This is a genomic window from Streptomyces physcomitrii (genome assembly GCF_012273655.1).
GTDB lineage: Bacteria > Actinomycetota > Actinomycetes > Streptomycetales > Streptomycetaceae > Streptomyces > Streptomyces physcomitrii.
Genome location: NZ_JAAWWP010000014.1, coordinates 149,409 through 165,956, shown reverse-complemented (window position 1 = coordinate 165,956; position 16,548 = coordinate 149,409). Strand labels below are relative to the sequence as shown.

At 72.7% G+C, this 16,548-nt stretch carries 16 protein-coding genes; 9 read left to right on the top strand and 7 right to left on the bottom strand.

Going from position 1 to position 16,548, the window contains the following annotated elements:
• The first annotated feature begins 28 nt into the window (after positions 1-28).
• Genes HFV08_RS22050 through HFV08_RS22040 form a run of 3 tightly spaced genes read left to right on the top strand, consistent with a single transcriptional unit; the run spans position 29 to position 2,110 of the window.
• Complete coding sequence (locus tag HFV08_RS22050; RefSeq protein WP_168541677.1) at positions 29-415, top strand: nuclear transport factor 2 family protein; 387 nt, start codon at positions 29-31, stop codon at positions 413-415.
• A gap of 41 nt (positions 416-456) precedes the next feature.
• Complete coding sequence (locus HFV08_RS22045) at positions 457-1,254, top strand: thioesterase II family protein (protein ID WP_281373523.1); 798 nt, start codon at positions 457-459, stop codon at positions 1,252-1,254.
• Between the two features lie 40 nt (positions 1,255-1,294).
• Positions 1,295-2,110 carry a class I SAM-dependent methyltransferase gene (locus HFV08_RS22040; RefSeq protein WP_168541676.1) on the top strand — a complete coding sequence of 272 codons (816 nt, stop codon included), beginning with the start codon at positions 1,295-1,297 and terminating at the stop codon, positions 2,108-2,110.
• A 192-nt stretch (positions 2,111-2,302) separates the two neighbouring features.
• On the opposite strand, the gene HFV08_RS22035 is transcribed toward HFV08_RS22040, so the two are convergent.
• Entirely contained in the window at positions 2,303-2,584 is a 282-nt protein-coding gene (locus HFV08_RS22035; protein WP_312885779.1) for a ferredoxin, read from the bottom strand.
• A complete protein-coding gene (locus HFV08_RS22030) occupies positions 2,581-3,804 on the bottom strand; it encodes a cytochrome P450 (protein ID WP_168541674.1) in 1,224 nt (407 codons plus the stop codon). The genes HFV08_RS22035 and HFV08_RS22030 overlap by 4 nt, the downstream gene beginning before the upstream one ends.
• Before the next feature lie 176 nt (positions 3,805-3,980).
• Here HFV08_RS22030 and HFV08_RS22025 point away from each other — a divergent pair, with 176 nt between their 5' ends.
• Positions 3,981-4,949: an ABC transporter ATP-binding protein gene (locus tag HFV08_RS22025; protein ID WP_168541672.1), complete on the top strand. Its 969-nt coding sequence runs from the start codon at positions 3,981-3,983 to the stop codon at positions 4,947-4,949.
• The gene (locus HFV08_RS22020; RefSeq protein WP_168541670.1) at positions 4,946-6,586 is read left to right on the top strand and encodes an ABC transporter permease; all 1,641 of its coding nucleotides are present in this window, start codon (positions 4,946-4,948) and stop codon (positions 6,584-6,586) included. The genes HFV08_RS22025 and HFV08_RS22020 overlap by 4 nt, the downstream gene beginning before the upstream one ends.
• 181 nt (positions 6,587-6,767) lie before the next feature.
• Here HFV08_RS22020 and HFV08_RS22015 read toward each other — a convergent pair whose 3' ends face one another.
• The gene (locus tag HFV08_RS22015) at positions 6,768-7,217 is read right to left on the bottom strand and encodes a nuclear transport factor 2 family protein (RefSeq protein WP_040246040.1); all 450 of its coding nucleotides are present in this window, start codon (positions 7,215-7,217) and stop codon (positions 6,768-6,770) included.
• Entirely contained in the window at positions 7,210-7,671 is a 462-nt protein-coding gene (locus tag HFV08_RS22010; RefSeq protein ID WP_040246039.1) for a nuclear transport factor 2 family protein, read from the bottom strand. The genes HFV08_RS22015 and HFV08_RS22010 overlap by 8 nt, the downstream gene beginning before the upstream one ends.
• Before the next feature lie 212 nt (positions 7,672-7,883).
• On the opposite strand from HFV08_RS22010, the gene HFV08_RS22005 reads away from it, so the two are divergent.
• The 4 genes from HFV08_RS22005 (at position 7,884) to HFV08_RS21990 (ending at position 15,487) form a co-directional block, all read left to right on the top strand.
• Positions 7,884-9,305: an NAD(P)/FAD-dependent oxidoreductase gene (locus HFV08_RS22005; RefSeq protein WP_168541668.1), complete on the top strand. Its 1,422-nt coding sequence runs from the start codon at positions 7,884-7,886 to the stop codon at positions 9,303-9,305.
• A 531-nt stretch (positions 9,306-9,836) separates the two neighbouring features.
• The gene (locus HFV08_RS32395; protein WP_168541666.1) at positions 9,837-12,560 is read left to right on the top strand and encodes a helix-turn-helix transcriptional regulator; all 2,724 of its coding nucleotides are present in this window, start codon (positions 9,837-9,839) and stop codon (positions 12,558-12,560) included.
• 227 nt (positions 12,561-12,787) lie between these two features.
• A complete protein-coding gene (locus tag HFV08_RS21995; RefSeq protein WP_168541664.1) occupies positions 12,788-13,549 on the top strand; it encodes a thioesterase II family protein in 762 nt (253 codons plus the stop codon).
• Between the two features lie 147 nt (positions 13,550-13,696).
• Positions 13,697-15,487 carry a condensation domain-containing protein gene (locus HFV08_RS21990; RefSeq protein WP_168541662.1) on the top strand — a complete coding sequence of 597 codons (1,791 nt, stop codon included), beginning with the start codon at positions 13,697-13,699 and terminating at the stop codon, positions 15,485-15,487.
• A 52-nt stretch (positions 15,488-15,539) separates the two neighbouring features.
• Here the strand turns inward: HFV08_RS21990 and HFV08_RS21985 are convergent, their stop codons facing one another.
• The 3 genes from HFV08_RS21985 to HFV08_RS21975 form a co-directional block, all read right to left on the bottom strand.
• Positions 15,540-15,764: a DUF5988 family protein gene (locus tag HFV08_RS21985; protein ID WP_210430635.1), complete on the bottom strand. Its 225-nt coding sequence runs from the start codon at positions 15,762-15,764 to the stop codon at positions 15,540-15,542.
• Between the two features lie 362 nt (positions 15,765-16,126).
• A complete protein-coding gene (locus HFV08_RS21980; protein WP_168541660.1) occupies positions 16,127-16,351 on the bottom strand; it encodes a hypothetical protein in 225 nt (74 codons plus the stop codon).
• Entirely contained in the window at positions 16,348-16,527 is a 180-nt protein-coding gene (locus HFV08_RS21975) for a DUF6400 family protein (RefSeq protein ID WP_052482967.1), read from the bottom strand. Before HFV08_RS21975 ends, HFV08_RS21980 begins: the two co-directional genes overlap by 4 nt.
• Positions 16,528-16,548 lie beyond the last annotated feature (21 nt).

Below are 16,548 nucleotides of genomic sequence, written 5' to 3'. Positions count from 1 at the left end.
TCAACCACCTTCACCACAGGAGGACTTCATGCAGGACGAGCAGAAGCGCAAGGAGATCGTCGCGGAATACTTCCGCAAGGTGAACGAGGGCGATGTCGACGCCATCGTCGAGATGTTCACCGAGGACGCCACCATCGAGGACCCGGTCGGCAAGGATGTCCGCGAGGGCCGCGCGGCGCAGCGCGAGTACTTCAACAGCAATGTCACCGCCGAGGTCACCATCGAGCCGGGACACCTGTCGGCGGGTCAGGACGGCAAGTCCGTCGCCGTCGCCCTGGCCGCGGAGATGACCAACATCCTCGACCCCAACCGCACCCGTGTGAAGATCAACGCCGTCGACGTCTTCACCCTCACCCCCGAGGGCAAGATCGACAGCATGCGCGTGTTCTGGGGCATGACCGACATCGGCGTCTGAGCACACCGCACGACAAACCGGACGAAGGAGAACGCTCCCCGATGAGCACGCAGCGCACACAGGGCAGTCAGGACGCCGACGACGAGCTGTGGGTACGGCGCTTCCACCCCGCACCCGAGAAGCCGGTACGCCTGGTGTGCCTGCCGCACGCCGGTGGCTCCGCGTCCTTCTTCTTCCCGTTCTCGGCAGCGCTCGCCCCTCACGCCGACGTCCTGGCGATCCAGTACCCGGGCCGCCAGGACCGGCGGGGCGAGCCGCTGCTCGGCACCGTCCAGGAGCTGACCGACGCCGTGTTCGAGGCGCTGCGGCCCTGGCACGACCGGCCGCTGGTGTTCTTCGGCCACAGCATGGGCGCGGTGCTCTCCTTCGAGCTGGCCCGCCGCTTCGAGCGCGAGGGCGCCCCCGTGCAGGGGCTCATCGCCTCCGGGCGCCGGGCGCCCACGGTGCACCGCGAGGAGAACGTGCACCAGCGCGGCGACGACGCGCTGATCGCGGAGATCCGCGCGCTGAGCGGCACGGACACCGGTCTGCTCGCCGACGAGGAGCTGCTGCGGATGGTGCTGCCCGCGATCCGCAGCGACTACAAGGCCATCGAGACCTACCGCTACCGGCCGGACGGGACCCAGCCGCCGCTGACCTCGCCGGTCAGCGTGCTCACCGGGGAGTCCGACCCGCGGGTCAGCATCCCCGAGGCGCAGGCCTGGCAGGAGCTCAGCAGCGGGAAGTTCACCTTCCGCAGCTTCCCCGGCGGCCACTTCTATCTGACGCCGCGCCAGGCGGAGGTGACCCGCGCGGTGGCCGAGGACCTGGCCGCCTTCGCCCGGGTCCCGGCGAACTGACGGCGCCGTACCGACCTCACGAAACGGAAAACGGTAATCCATGGAGACGAAGCCGGCGCAGTTCACCGCCGAGACCGAGAACCTCCTCATCGCGCTCTACTCCCGCGCCCACGACGCCAAGTCGGCCAAGCCCATCCTCAACGACCGGATGGCGATCACGGTCAGCGAGTCGATCGAGTACGACTACGCCAAGCTGAAGATCCGCGACGACGACGCCATCAGCCTCGCCATCCGCGGTGAGCTGATCGACGGCTGGATCCGGAGCTTCCTGGACACCCACCCGGACGCGGTCGTGCTCCACCTGGGCACCGGTCTCGACGGCCGCGTCCACCGGATGGACCCGCCCGCCTCCGTGGAGTGGTACGACCTGGACCTGCCGGAGATCGCCGCGCTGTACGCGCAGCTCTTCCCCGAGCGGGAGCACCACCACGTCATCGGCTCCTCGGTGATGGACCTCAAGTGGCTGGAGCAGGTGCCCACCGACCGGCCCACCGTCATCGTGGCCGAGGGCCTGCTCGTGTACTTCACCGAGGAGGAGGTCAAGGGGCTGATCCGCAAGCTCTTCTCGGTGTTCCCGAGCGGTCAGCTGATCTTCGACGCGTACACGCCCTTCTCGGTGAAGGCGATGAACAAGCACTGGACGGTCAAGGCCTCCGGCAAGCGCTTCGTCTGGGGCCTGGCCGAGCCCGCCTCCCTGGAGCAGTGGCACCCGGGCGTCAAGCACCACGACGCCTGGACCTTCTTCGGCTCGCCCTATATCGCGCACATGCCGTGGACCTCCCGCGTGGTCTGCAAGATCATGAACGCGATACCGGCGCTGCGGCACTACAACCGCGTGATGCGCTACTCCTTCTGAGCCCGCTCCCACCGAGCCCGCTCCTGGCCGCCCGCCCCGCGCACACCGCGGGGCGGGCGGCTCGCGTACCGGGTGCGCCGGGGGCCGTACCGAACGCGGAACGGCCCCCTCGGAGTGCTCCGAGGGGGCCCGGTGTTCTCTGGCGTGAATCGCGGTGCAACCGGTTCCGGTGGGCGTTTCGTCCTGTCCCGGTCAGAACTCCTCGGGCGCCAGCACCCGTCCGGTGGCCCGTTCGGTGACGCGGATGGCCTCCAGGGGACAGTTCTCGGCGGCGTCCAGCACCGTCTCGTCGGGCTCCACGGGGGAGCCGAGCGCCTGCGAACGGCCGCCCACCAGGCCGAAGAAGGCGGGCGCCGCGTGGACGCACATGCCGGTGCCGGTGCAGGACAGCCGGTCGACGCTGACCTCCCAGTCACCGTCCCGCGTCCCGCCGCCGGTGTCCTCCCGCGCGGTCGGCGTCCCCGCGCCGCTCACCAGCGCACCGGCAGCGCGAGCGGCCCGCGGACCAGCAGGCTGGAGCGCCAGCGGATCGCCTCGTCCTCGATGTCCAGCTCCAGGGTGGGGAAGCGGTCCAGTACGGATTCGACGGCCACCGACAGTTCCATCCGGGCGAGTTGGGCGCCGACGCAGAAGTGGACCCCGTGGCCGAAGCCCATGTGGTGGTTGTCCTCGCGGCCGAGGTCGAGCTCGTCCGGGTTCTCGAAGAACTCGCCGTCCCGGTTGGCCGAGTGTATGTGTACATACACGGACTCACCCTCGGCGATCCGCTGCCCGCCGATCTCCAGGTCCTCCGTCGCGATCATGGCGGCGTGGTGGCCGGTGCCGAGCGGGATGTAGCGCATCAGCTCGTCCACGGCCTGCGGCATCAGCTCGGGTTTCTCGCGTAACAGGGCGAGTTGGCCGGGGTGGCGCAGCAGCGTGTAGAGGAAGTTGGTGATCTGGTTCGCGGTGGTCTCGTGGCCGCCGGCGAGGAGCACCACGGAGATCGAGATCAGCTCCTGCTCGCTGAGCCGGTCGTCCTCGTCCCGTGCCTGGATCAGCGCGGTGAGCATGTCCTCGGTCGGCTGCGCCCGGCGCTGGGCGATCAACTTGGCGAGATACAGGCAGAGTTCGTTGATACGGGAGGTGAACTCGGCGTGCGGCAGGGTGTCGCCCTGCATCAGCGCGTCCGCGCCGCGGCTGAAGATCTCGCGGTCCTCGTAGGGCACCCCGAGCAGTTCGCAGATCACCCGGGTGGGCAGCGGCCAGGAGAAGGTGGACACCAGGTCCCCGCCGCTGCCCTGGGCGGCCAGGTCCCCGGCGAGTTCGGCGGCGATCTCGGCCACCCGGGGCCGCAGCGTCTCCACTCGCCGCCGGGTGAAGGCCTTGGTGAGCAGGCGCCGCAGCCGGGAGTGGTCGGGCGGGTCCATGTACATGATCCCCTCGGGACCCACTTGCATCTCCTGGCGCCGCGGGACGTCCGCGTTCACCACCGCCGCGCGGCTGAGCCGCGGGTCCGCGAGCGCGTTGCGTACGTCCTGGTAGCGGGTGGCGAGCCAGGCCTCGCCGCCGTAGGGCAGGCGGATCCGGCTGATCGGCTCCTCGCGGCGCAGCTCGGCCAGGACCGGCTCGATGACCAGGCCGTCGACGGGGGTGAAGGGGAAATCACGCACGGGCCCGTGCGCGACGGGGCAGGAAGACTTTGAGGCAGGCATGACACTCCTCGAAGATTCGTGACTAGTGCAACGTTCCCGAGGGGGCTCTCGCCGGGTCAACCCCTAGCTTGCACCCGTAAACACCCCTGACTGTCCGGTTCCGGATGGTGCTCGATTGCCGACGCGGCAACCTGGCCCCGATGCTCGACCACACCACACCGTGAAAGGGGTGCGCGTTGGCGCCCGACGAGTACGCAATCACCGCGGAAGGCCTCACCAAGGACTTCGGCAAGTTCCGTGCGCTGGACGGCCTGGACCTGTCCGTGCGGACGGGAGAAGTCCACGGCTTCCTCGGCCCCAACGGTGCGGGTAAGTCCACCACCATCCGTGCCCTGCTCGGCCTGCTCAAGCCCACCGCGGGCAAGGCCACCCTGCTCGGCAAGGACCCCTGGGCCGACGCCGTCGAGGTGCACCACAAGCTCGCCTACGTCCCCGGCGACGTCAGCCTGTGGCGCAACCTCAGCGGCGGCGAGGCCATCGACCTGTTCGGGACGCTGCGCGGCGGCATCGACAAGTCCCGCAAGGCGGAGCTGATCGAGCGCTTCCAGCTCGACCCGACCAAGAAGTGCCGCGCCTACTCCAAGGGCAACCGGCAGAAGGTCGCCCTGGTCTCCGCCTTCGCCAGCGACAGCGAGCTGCTCATCCTCGACGAGCCCACCTCCGGACTCGACCCCCTGATGGAGGCCGTCTTCCAGAGCTGCGTCAAGGAGGTCAAGGCGCAGGGCCGCACCGTCCTGCTCTCCAGCCACATCCTCGCCGAGGTCGAGGCGCTCTGCGACCGCGTCAGCATCGTGCGCCGCGGCCGCACCGTGGAATCGGGCTCCCTGCAGGAGCTGCGCCACCTCACCCGCACCTCGCTCAGCGTCGAGACGCAGCGCCCGGCCACCGGGCTCGCGGAGCTGCCCGGCGTCCACAACGCGGTGGCCGAGGGCAACCACCTGAAACTCGACGTGGACAACGCCCAGTTGGAGCCCGTACTCGCCAAGGTCCTCGGCTTCGGCGTGGTCTCCCTGAACAGCGCCCCGCCCACCCTGGAGGAGCTGTTCATGCGCCACTACGGCGACGCCCCCGCCGAGGACGGCGCCGACGGCGACGGCGGCAAGGGCGGCGCGGACCGCGCGAAGGCGGAGGCGGCCACCCGATGAGCGAGAAGTCCCCCTACACCGGTACGCAGGCGCTGCTGAAGCTCGCCACGCGGCGCGACCGGATCCAGCTCGCGGTGTGGATGTACGGCACGGCCGCCCTCGCCTACAGCGCGGCCAACAGCGTCAAGAGCACGTATGAGAACGAGAAGGCGCGTGTCGACGCCGTCCAGCTGCTTTCGGACAACCCGGCGCTCCTGCTGACCCGCGGCGCGCCCGTCGGCAGCAGCCAGGGCGCCGTCTCGATGGTGCAGGTCTTCTCCTACCTGTGCGTGCTCGCCGCCCTGATGAGCACGATGGCCGTGGTGCGCCACACCCGGCAGAACGAGGAGACCGGCCGCGCCGAACTCATCGGCGCCCAGCCGGTGGGCCGCCAGGCCGGTCTGATGGCCGCCCTGCTGCTCGCCCTCCAGGCCAATATCGGCCTGTTCATCTTCCTCGGCATCGTGCTGCCGCTGGCCGGTCTGCCGATCGGCGGCTCGCTCGCCGCGGCGGCCGCCGTCGCCAGTGTCGGCCTCGCCTTCGCCGGTGTCGCCGCCGTCACCGCCCAGCTCGCCGGTACCGCGCGCGGCGCCAACTCCCTTGCCGGGGCGGTGATCGGCGCGGCCTTCCTGATCCGCGGCGTCGGCGACGCGCTCGGCGACGTCACCGAGAACGGCACGGTCGTCCACAGCGCCTGGCCGTCCTGGCTCTCGCCGATCGGCTGGGGCACCCTGGTGCACCCCTTCGGCGACGAGCGCTGGTGGGTGCTCGCCCTGCCGCTCGCCTTCGCGCTGCTCACCATGGGGCTGGCACTGCGGCTCTCGGCCGGGCGCGACCTCGGTGCGGGCCTCCTCGCGGACCGGCCGGGACCGGCCGAGGCGCCGCGGGCCCTGCTCAGCCCGCTCGGCCTCGCCTGGCGCCTCCAGCGCGGCGCCCTGCTCGGCTGGCTCGTCGGCATCGCCGTCCTGGGCGCCACCATCGGCGCGATCGGCAAGTCGGCCGCCGACGCCCTCAAGGACAACGCCGACCTCACCGACACCCTCGGCAAGATCGGCGGCGGGGGTACGGACGACCCCGCGGGCGTCTTCTTCGCCTCCATGATGGTGATGGTGGGCGCCGTCGCCGCCGGGTTCACCGTGCAGGCGCTCCTGAGGCTGCGGGCCGAGGAGACCTCGGGGCGCCTGGAGGCCGTGCTCGCCACCTCGGTGAGCCGGGGCCGCTGGGTCGCCGGCCATGTCCTGGTCGCCGTGCTCGGCGTGGTGGCGCTGCTGCTCGTCTCCGGACTCGCCGCGGGCCTCACCTACGGCGCCGCCACCTCGGATGTCGGTCAGGCCCTCGGCGACCTGACCGGCGCCGCGCTCGCCCAGGCCCCCGCCGCGCTCGTCCTCGCCGGGTTCGTGGTCGTCGTCTTCGGCGCGGTGCCGGGCCTCACCTCGGGCGCCGCCTGGGGCGGACTCGCCCTGTGCCTGGTCGTCGGACAGCTCGGCGGACTGCTGAAGCTGCCGCAGGCGGTGCGCGACCTCTCGCCGTTCACGCACCTGCCCGCGCTGCCCGCGGCCGAGGCGGAGGCGCTGCCCTTCATCGTCCTGCTCGCGGTGGCCGTAGTGCTCGCGGCGGCCGGTGCCGCCCTCTTCCGCAGGCGCGACCTCGCCCCCTGATCTCGGCCGGGAACACAGCGGTACGGCCCGGACTCCCGCGGAGTCCGGGCCGTACCGCTGTGTCCGGGAAAGCCGGGACATGCCCACGCGGCGGGAAGGCCGGGAGGAACGAAGAGGCCGCCCGTGCCGGGGTGTTCCGGAGCGGGCGGCGCAGTGTTCTTCCGGGGGCAACCCGGCGGACTCATTCCTCGCCGGGGTCGAGCAGGCTCAGGTCCGATTTTCCCCAATAGACCCACACCGCCTCGATGAGGCCGTGCGAGCCGGTGCGGAAAATGCTCGTGAGATCGAACTTGATGCGCTTCTGAAACGGGTTGGTTGGCTTGTCCAGATAGCCGTGTTTCGTCAGCGTGGGGCCGAGCGGGAGATAATTCATGTAGACGGCGACCGGGATGGCCACATGGATTCCGTCCTGAGCGGCGACGGGAATTCCGGCGACATCGACCGTCTTCGCCTCCGCGGCCCGCTGGAAATGCGGCCGCAATTCGTCGTGCCCGATCATCGGAACCGAGCCGACCGGGTCCTCGAAACGCACGTCCTTCGTATAGAGGCCGAGCATGTGGTCCACGTCGCCACTCGTCATACGGCGGCAGTGTTCGAGCGCGAGTTCTTTCCGCGTCGCCTCGTCAAGCATGTGCTCCTCCTTGTGCCGCGTCGACGAGAGCGACGTCACTCGTACCCCAATAGGCCCGCATGTCCTCGATGAGTCCGTCGGCGCCCGCCCGGATCACCATCAGGAATTGGAATTGCATGCGCTGGCCGGTGGGATCGGCCGGCGTGGGCAGCACCCCGTACCGGGTCAGGACCGGCCCCAGCGGCAGATAGTCCATCGTCGCGGTGACCGGGACCGCGGCGTGCAGCCCGTCCTGCGCGGCCACCGGCCTGCCCGCGATCTCCACGGCGTTGCTGGTCACCGCGCCGGTGGCATGGGCACGCAGCGCCTCATGGCCCTGCTGGGCGCCGGCTCCGACCGGATCCTCGAAACGGACCTCGGGGGAGTACAGCTTGAGCAGGCCCTCGACATCACCGGCATTGACCCGCCTGGTGTGTTCGAGGATCAGCTCTTTCAGTGCCGCCTCATCCAGCATGAATTTCTCTCCTTCCGGCAGGCGTGCCCACATCCTGGCAACGGCGCGGACGGGGCGCCAGGATGACCGGTATGTGTTAGGGGTCGACCGCTCCGGCTAGGGGTTCAGCGCTCTTCGGCGCCGGTGCTAGCGTCGCCGGGATCGGAATTGCCGCACGTGATGTCCGGGAGAAATTCCCCGTGCCCGCGGCCGACGGAAGGGTCACCCATCTCATGACCGGAGAAACGCACGCCGTCGTTCTCGGCGGCGGTCTGACCGGAATGCTGACATCCGCCGTCCTCGCACGGCACCTGGACAAGGTCACCGTCATCGAGCGCGATGTGCTGCCCGAAGGCCCCGAACTGCGCAAGGGCGTACCCCAGGCCCGGCACGCCCACCTCCTGTGGTCCGGCGGCGCCCGCGCCATCGACTCCGTACTGCCCGGCACCGTCAAGCAGCTCATCGCCGAGGGCGCGCACCGCCTCTACCTGCCGCGGGACGTGGTCTGGCTGACCCCGCACGGCTGGCAGCACCGCTTCTCCGGCAGCCAGTTCATGGTCACCTGCAGCCGCGCCCTGCTCGACTGGGTGGTGCGCCGCCAGGCCCTCGCCGAGCCGAAGATCACCGTGCGGCAGGAGACCGAGGTGCTCGGCCTGCTCGGCGGCGCCGGGCAGGTCACCGGTGTCCGGCTGCGGGACAGGTCCGGGGAGAGCACCGAGCTCGCCGCCGACCTGGTGGTCGACGCGGGCGGCCGCGCCTCCGCGCTGCGCCGCTGGCTGCCCGAACTGGGCCTGGACCAGGTGGAGGAGGACGTCGTCGACTCCGGGATCGCCTATGCCACCCGGGTGTTCAAGGCCCCGGCGCCGGTCGCCCAGGGCTTCCCGATGGTCAACATCGCCGCCGCACCCGGACTCGGCAAGCCCGGCCAGAACGGCGCCCTGGTGCCGATCGAGGACGGCAAGTGGCTGGTCACCCTCGCCGGTACCCGCGGCGGCGAGCCGCCCACGGACGACGACTCCTTCCTGGACTTCGCCCGCGGCCTCAGGCACCCCGTCCTCGCTGACCTCCTGGAGCGCGCCGAGCCGCTCGGCCCGGTCAAGGGCTCCCGCTCCACGGTCAACCGCCGCCTCTACTACGACCGGGTGGCGAACTGGCCCGACGGGCTGCTCGTCCTCGGCGACGCCCTCGCGGCCTTCAACCCGGTCTACGGGCACGGCATGAGCTGCTCCGCGCTGAGCGCCAAGGCCCTGAACGCCGAACTCGGCCGGAGCGGACTGGCCCCCGGCATGGTCCAGGCCGTGCTGCAGAAGGTCGCCAAGGTCGTCGACGATCCCTGGCTGCTCGCCACCACCCAGGACATCTGCTATCCGGGCACCAAGGTCACCGCCCAGGACCCGCGGATCGCCCCGCGCGGCGACCAGGAGCAGCAGTTCGCCGACCTGCTCAGCACCGCCGCCCTGCACGACCCGGTGGTCAGCGCCGCCGCGATGCAGGTGACCGCGCTCGCCGCCCCCGTCAGCAGCCTGGAGTCCCCGCACCTGGTGGCCGCCCTGCGCAAGGGCAAGTCCCACGAGCCGCTGACCGCACCGCCGTTCAAGGACGCCGAACTGGCCGTACTGGACGGGGACGCCGCGGGCGCGGCGGCCTCCGCCTGAGGGTCCGCCGGCCGCACCGGACATCGCACGAGGGGCCGCCGGGAACAGCGAACGCACTGTTCCCGGCGGCCCCTCGGTGTGTGCGGGGCGCCAACGGGGTATGTGTCGGCGGGACTTACTGCCAGGCGGCGCGCCGGGGCTGGCAGTAAGAAGTCAGCGGTGATGTGTGCCTCGTCACTATCCCGGCCGTCGGACATCCGGCCGGGACCCTCCCCCGGCGCCCGGTGCACACGCCGTACCCGCGAATGGAACCTCGCGTTCAGGTCGTCCTCGGTGGCCGCTCATGCCGCCGCGGTGCCGCTACCTGGCCCAACGGGTGTACCGTCCCCGGTTTTTCGGCCAGGCGTAACCAGAATTATCAGGCCACTATCACGAGGCCCCGGCCCCGGAATGCCCGCTGTGTGGGAACTCTGTGTGCCCGGCGTCAGAAGATGTCCCGCAACTTGTGGCCACCGGGGGCCCCTTCACCGGTTCGTAGGATGAGAGCGCGGCTGACCGGTAGGAAAACTTTGGCTTCGGGGGAGGCGGTCCGTGACTCTTTACGACCGTGACAAGGAATTCACACGCGTCGAAAAGGCGCTCGACTCAACTTTTTCCGGGACGGCCGGAATCGTCCTTCTGGAGGGGGCGGTCGGCTGCGGCCGCACCGAGTTCCTCAAGGAGTGCGCCGACCTCGCCCAGGAGCGCGGGGCCCGCGTCCTGTACGGCGGCGGCGCCGAGGGTGAGGCACTCCCGCACGGACTGCTGCGGCGGCTGCTCGCCCCGCTGGCCCCGCGCGACGGACAGCAGCGGAGCATCCCGACCCACCAGGAGTTCGCCGAGACCCTCGCCGAGGCGGCCGAGGACGCACCGGTGGTCCTGTGCGTCGACGACTTCCCGCACGCCGACGGGCCCTCCCTCGGCTACCTCCTCCACCTCGCCCGCGTGGTGCGCCGCCAGCGGATCCTGCTGATCCTCACCGGCCCCCTGCACGAGCGCACCGACAGCCCGGTCCTCGGCACCGAACTGCTGCGCCACCCCGGCTTCGTACGGATCCCGCTCACCCATCTGAGCCCCGCCGGAACCGCCGCGCTCCTCACCGAACACGCCGGTGCCCCGGTGGCCGCGCCGCCCGCGGAGCGGCTGCACGCCCTCAGCGGCGGCAATCCGCTGCTGCTGCGCGCCCTGCTCGCCGAACAGCCCCTGCCGCAGCGGGAGTCGGACGAGTGGCCCGCGCCCGAGGCCGGGGGCCCCTTCACCAAGGCGCTGCTCACCTGCCTGCACCGCAGCGGCTCCGGAGTACGCGAACTGGCCCGCGCCGTCGCGGTCCTCGGCGAGCACGCCACCCCGGAGCTGGCGGCCCGGCTGGCCGGCACCACCCCCAGCCGCGCCCGGCAGGGCCTGACCGCCCTGGAGAGCGCGGGCCTGACCCGCGACTGCCGCCTGAGTCACCCGGCCGTGGCCGCCGCCGTCCTGGACGACCTGCCCGCGGCCGAACGCACCGCCCTGCACGGCCGCGCCGCGCACATCCTCGACGAGGCCGGGGTACGGGCCGCCTCCGTCGCCCGGCACCTGCTCGCCGCCGGGACGGCCGAAGGCCCCCGGGCTGTGCGGGTGCTGCACGAGGCCGCCCGGCAGTCCCTGGTCACCGGCGACGACTCCCGGCACGCGGTGGCCTGCCTGGAACTGGCCCGCAGCGGCTGCGCGGACGAGAGCACCGACTGGGACCTCGACCTGCGGCTCGCCGCCGTCACCTGGCGCTTCGACCCGGCAGCCGCCGAGGGGCACCTGAAGGGCCCGCTCGCCGCGCTGCGCGCCGCACGCCTCGGCGCGGCCGCCGCCGGGCACCTCGCCCGGCTCCTGGTCACCCAGGGCCGGATCGAGGAGGCCGCCGAGGCGCTGGAGTACCTGGCCCGCGCCACCGGTTCCGGCGGCGGGGCCCAGTGCACCCGGGAGGACCCGCTGCGCGGACTCTTCGCGCTGCCGCCCGCCGAGGACAAGCCCGCGCCCGCCCCGGCCGCCGGGGAGGGCGGCGCCGAGCAGCCCGCCGAGCCGGTGCGCACGGTCTCCGCCGAGCTGCGCTCCTCGGCCTCGCTGTGGACCCACCCGGGCACCCAGGCAGACGAACAGGCCATCGACAAGCTCCTCGAGGGCACCCCGCTGGCCCAGAGCACCTTCGACCCGATGGTCCAGGCGGTCCGCACCCTGGTGCACACCGACCACGCCGACCGCGCGGTGACCTGGTGCCGGACGCTGCGCCCCGAGGGCAGCGCCGCCCCCGGCTGGAACGCCGTCTTCGGCTACCTCCAGGCCGAGGCGCAGCTGCGCCTCGGCGACCTCGCGGGCGCGGAGCAGCAGGCCGAGGCCGCGATGGAGGCGGTCGCCGACCGCGGCGGCCTCTTCCAGTTCGGGCCGCTCGCCACCCTGGTGCTCGCGCAGACCGCGCGGGGCAGCTACGACGCGGTGGCCCGCCAGCTCCAGACCTCCGTGCCCGAGGAGCTCTTCACCAGCGTCTACTCCCTCAACTTCCTGCGCGCCCGCGGCCACTACTACCTGGCCACGCACCGCCACAAGGCCGCGCTCGGCGAGTTCCTCGACGCGGGCAGGCTGGCCCGCCGCTGGGGCCTGGACCGGCCGCAGCAGCTGCCCTGGCGCACCGACGCCGCCGAGGCGCTGCTCGCCCTCGGGGAGCACCGGCAGGCCGAGCGCTTCGTCCTCGAACAGCTCGCCACCCCGGACGCCCGCGGCCCCCGGCTGCGCGGGGTCACCCTGCGGCTGAGGGCGGCCACCACCCCGCTGCGCCAGCGCCCCAAGCTGCTCACCCGCGCGGTCGACGAACTCCGCCGCTCCGGCGACCGCTTCGAACTCGCCCGCGCCCTCGCCGACTTGGGCCGCTCCCTGCAGATGATGGGGGAGGGGACCCGGGCCGCCATGGTCACCCGCCGCGCCTGGCACCTGGCCGCACAGTGCGGGGCCGTCCCGCTCGCCGAGCAGATACTCCCCGGTCAGGGCGGTCAGGACCGCAAGCCGAACACCCCCGAGAAGGAGCCCGTCGAGGCCGGTGCGAGCGACACCGACCAGCTCAGCGAGTCGGAGAAGCGGGTGGTCTCGCTGGCCGCCTACGGCTACACCAACCGGGAGATCTCGGCGAAGCTCTACATCACCGTGAGCACCGTCGAACAGCACCTGACCCGCGTCTACCGCAAGCTCAACATCACCCGCCGCCAGGAACTGCCGATGGACCTGCACTTCGAGACCCTGGAGCACGCGGGCTAGTCGACTCGACTGCTGCGTACGGAATATGACCGTACGTCAGCCCATGTGCGGCACCGTCGGACCCGGCCCGAGCGCCGGGTCCGACGGCGTTCGGCGGCGTGCCCTCAAATCCCCTTGTCAGCAGGGTCCGTACTGGGGCTCTGAGGGGGTTACTCAGGGGTGTGGAGCCCGTCTGCCCGTCCGTAGCGTCGAGGGGTCAAGCCGAAGAGTGAGCTGGGAGAGAGCTGATGGTCCGTCACCCCTGGGACGTTCAGGCGCCGGACGCACCCGTGCGGCTGTTCTGCCTTCCGTGGGCCGGAGGCAGCGCCGTCTTCTACCAGCGGGCCTGGCAGCGGGAGTTCGCGCCGGACGTGGACGTGCGGCCCCTCGAACTCCCGGGCCGCGGCATCGAGTCGGACGAGAAGCTGCTGCGCCGGGTCGACGACCTGGTCGACTTCCTCCTGGACCGCCTCACCCCGCTCCTGGACCGCCCCTACGCCCTCTTCGGCCACAGCATGGGCGCCCTGCTCAGCCTGGAACTCACCCGGCGCCTCGCCGCCGAGGGCTACCCCGCGCCGGTCCGCCTCTTCCAGTCCGGCAGCGGCATCCCCGGACGGCGGCACCGCACCACCGGCCGCGCCCTGCACACGCTGCCCGAGAACGAGTTCCGGGAGTGGCTGCGCACCACCGGCGGGACCCCCGCGGCCGTCTTCCAGAACCCCGAACTCCTCGACCACCTCTCGCCGTTGCTCCGTGCCGACTTCGAACTCTGCGACGTCTACCGGGAGCGCGGCGGCGCCCCGCTGTCCTGTCCGGTGACCGCGATCGGCGGCGACGCCGACCCGTACGTCCCCGTCGAGGCGCTCTCCGAATGGAGCGAGGTCACCACCGGACCCTGCGAATTGATGGTGCTCTCCGGCGGCCACTTCGCCTTCCAGGACCACCTGGACCGCGTGCGGTCCTACGTCGCCGCGGCGCTGCGGACCGCGACGGCCGGACTCACCCACTGACCAGCCCGTACGCCGCGCCACCGGACCCCACCCGCTGAGCGGCGAGCCGCGGCGAGGCATGCCCCCGCCCGGCCGCCGCTCAGCCGCCGGAACGCGCGAGCCGCAGCGGGCCGCGTGGGCGCAAGCCGCCGGCCCGGAGGAGGAACCGTGATCCCGCTGTCCCATGCCCAGAACCGGCTGTGGCCGGCCGACCGGCTGGGCACCGGCCACGAGGCCTGCCATCTGCCGCTGGTGCTGCGGCACGTGGGCCCGCTCGACGTGCGCGCCCTGCGCCTCGCGCTGACCGACCTCGTCGCCCGGCACGAGATCCTCCGCACCGTCTTCCCCGAACGCGCCGGGGTGCCCTACCAGCAGATCCTCACCGAGGCCTCGCTCCCGCTGCCGGTCGAGGAGAGCGGCGAGGAGCGGCTGACCGAGGACCTGCGGCGGGTGAGCGCCGAACCCTTCGACCTGCGGACCGGCATCCCGCTGCGGGCCCGCCTGTTCAGCCTCCCCGGCGGAAGCCACGTACTCCTGGTGGTGCTGCACCGCATCGCCGCCGACGAGGACTCCCTCTCCCTGCTGCTCACCGGGCTCCGCGAGGCGTACGCGGCCCGCCGCGACGGCGCACCGCCGTGCTGGAAGCCGCTGCCGGTGCAGTACGCCGACTTCGCGCTGTGGCAGCGCGAGGTCCTCGGCGATCTGCGCGACCCGGACAGCCTGCTCAGCCGGCAGCTCGGCGAGTGGAGCGCGGCCCTCGCCGGGCTGCCGCAGCGGCTCGCCCTGCCCGCGGACCGGCCGGGGCCCGCCCGGTGGCACAGTCCGGCGGGCAGCGTGCGCTTCAAGGTCGGGGCCGCCCTGCACCGGGACCTCCTCGACCTGGGGCGCGGCAGCAGGGCCACCCTCTTCATGGTGCTGCACGCCGCCCTGGCCGCCCTGCTGACCCAACTCGGCGCGGGCGAGGACATCCCGGTCGGCTCACCCGTGACCGGCCGCGCCGACGAGGTCCTCGAAGGGGTCGTCGGCTGCTTCACCAACACCCTGGTGATCCGCTCCGACACCGCCGACAAGCCGTCCTTCCGGGAACTGCTCGCCCGGGTCCGCGAACGCGTCCTGTTCGCCTACGCCCACGGCGACGTCCCCTTCGGCCTGCTCGCCGAGGAGATCGCCCCGGCCTCGGCCGCCGCCCGCGCCCCGCTCGTCCAGGTCCTGCTGTCGCTGCGCACCGAACGCGCCCAGGAGCCCGCCGGTGAACCGGAGTTCACCCGCGAGGAGCCCGCCCGCCGCACCGCCCCGGCCGAACTGGACCTCGCCTTCACCCAGCGCCGCGCCGGGGACGGCACCCCGCAGGGCATGACCGCGGTGCTCACCTACGCCGCCGACCGCTTCGACCACCCGACCGCCCAGTCCCTCGCGGGCGAGCTGCACACCCTGCTGCGCACCGTCGTACGCGAGCCGCTCCCGCCTCCCGGCACCGAGGAGCTCCTCGGCCCCGAGCAGCGCGGTCCCGTCGCCGCCGCCGAGGCGGAGGGGCCCGGTTCACGGATGCGCCGCAGCCGACGCGAGCGCCTCGGCCACCGCAGGGAGGAGGTCGCCGCGGCGCCGGGGGAGGGGCCCGGCGAGGATCTCCGCGCCGCGGCGGCGGCCCGGGCCAGACCCCCGGCGACCCCGCTGGAGTCGAGCCTGTGCCGGATCCTCGCCGAGGTGCTCGCCGTGGCGGAGGTGGCACCCGAGGACGACTTCTTCGAGCTGGGCGGGGACTCCCTGCTCGGCATGCGCGTCCTCAGCCGGGTCCGCGCCCGGCTCGGCATCGAACTGGGCGTCTGCGCCCTCTTCGACGCCCCGACCGCCACCGGTCTCGCCGAGGCCTTCACCCGCGCCGAGCAGGACGCCGACGACGACGAGCGGGGCGAGGAGCCGCCCGGACGGCAGCCGTGCGGGGAGGGCCCCCGCGCCTGAGGTCCCTCCCCGCACGTCGGGGGCGCCGCGGGCGGACCGCGGCGCCGCCCGCTCACTCGGCGACGTACGTGGTGGCGCTCCAGTCCAGGACGAGGAGTTCACGGCCGCCCTGCCGCACGGTCTCGCCGCTCGCCTCGAAGTGGTCGTAGCGGTTGCCGCGCAGGAGCTTGAACCTGCTGCCGGGGTCGGCCACGAAGTGCTCCCGCTCGTGCAGCGGGTAGTTCTCGGCCGGGCCACCGCGGAGGATCACATTGGTCTGCTGCTCGGTCTGCGTCATGTGCGGGCGCTCCCTTGTGCGGATCGGGGTCGGAACCTGCCGGGTCCGCCCCGGCACCGCGGTGGACCGCGACCCGCTCCGGGGCCGCGCGCCCGGCTCCGGTGGCCTGCGCGCCGGCCCGCGCGCACCCCTGTCACGGCGGTGCTCGCGAGTCCGGTCCCCTCGGATCCGGGGCCCGACGGCCGCGGGGAGGCCGCGCTTGCTCGCGCGGGCCGCGCCCCGGCCGTCCGGCCCGCCCCGGGCGGACATGGCACCGATGAAGCCATGGCCCGCTAAAGTGCGGCCTGCGTCACACTTCCGTACGGCGGACACCGGTGAGCGGGGAGCCCCCCGCGGCTCTCCGGCGTCGGCGGCTCAGCGGCTCATCGGCCCCGGGTGCCGTCGCCGCGCGGGTCGGTGTCCCAGAGGTGGGTGCAGTCGGGGCACTGGAGGAAGACCCGCGGGCCCTTGTTGCTCAGCAGGTACTGCCAGTGCCGGGTGCAGCTGCGGCCCGCGCCGCAGGTACCGCAGTCCGCGCCGTGAGCGCAGTTCGGGCAGGGCAGCCAGGCGCGGCGCCCGATGTCCGCCATCGGGTCGAGCGGCATCACGGCCGGGCCTGCCGGTCCTCCAGGACACCCGCGGCCACGAGCAGCTCGTAGGTCTTCTGCTGCTCCGCGTCGAGACCGGAGTAGAGCAGGTCGTGGGCGGCGCGCTCGCCCTCCAGTACGGCCACCGGGTCCCAGTCGGAGCCGAGCGCCTCGACGACCGCGGCACGGCGCCGCATCTCGGCCTCCGTCAGGTCGAC

What these genes read in the sequence shown, in the direction of transcription:
- HFV08_RS22050 (WP_168541677.1), top strand. Translation starts at nt 29, where the DNA reads ATGCAGGACGAGCAGAAGCGCAAGGAGATCGTCGCGGAATACTTCCGC.
- HFV08_RS22040 (WP_168541676.1), top strand. Translation starts at nt 1,295, where the DNA reads ATGGAGACGAAGCCGGCGCAGTTCACCGCCGAGACCGAGAACCTCCTC.
- HFV08_RS22005 (WP_168541668.1), top strand. Translation starts at nt 7,884, where the DNA reads ATGACCGGAGAAACGCACGCCGTCGTTCTCGGCGGCGGTCTGACCGGA.
- HFV08_RS22010 (WP_040246039.1), bottom strand. Translation starts at nt 7,671, where the DNA reads ATGCTGGATGAGGCGGCACTGAAAGAGCTGATCCTCGAACACACCAGG.
- HFV08_RS22015 (WP_040246040.1), bottom strand. Translation starts at nt 7,217, where the DNA reads ATGCTTGACGAGGCGACGCGGAAAGAACTCGCGCTCGAACACTGCCGC.
- HFV08_RS21985 (WP_210430635.1), bottom strand. Translation starts at nt 15,764, where the DNA reads ATGACGCAGACCGAGCAGCAGACCAATGTGATCCTCCGCGGTGGCCCG.
- HFV08_RS21975 (WP_052482967.1), bottom strand. Translation starts at nt 16,527, where the DNA reads ATGCGGCGCCGTGCCGCGGTCGTCGAGGCGCTCGGCTCCGACTGGGAC.
- HFV08_RS22030 (WP_168541674.1), bottom strand. Translation starts at nt 3,804, where the DNA reads ATGCCTGCCTCAAAGTCTTCCTGCCCCGTCGCGCACGGGCCCGTGCGT.
- HFV08_RS22020 (WP_168541670.1), top strand. Translation starts at nt 4,946, where the DNA reads ATGAGCGAGAAGTCCCCCTACACCGGTACGCAGGCGCTGCTGAAGCTC.
- HFV08_RS21995 (WP_168541664.1), top strand. Translation starts at nt 12,788, where the DNA reads ATGGTCCGTCACCCCTGGGACGTTCAGGCGCCGGACGCACCCGTGCGG.
- HFV08_RS22045 (WP_281373523.1), top strand. Translation starts at nt 457, where the DNA reads ATGAGCACGCAGCGCACACAGGGCAGTCAGGACGCCGACGACGAGCTG.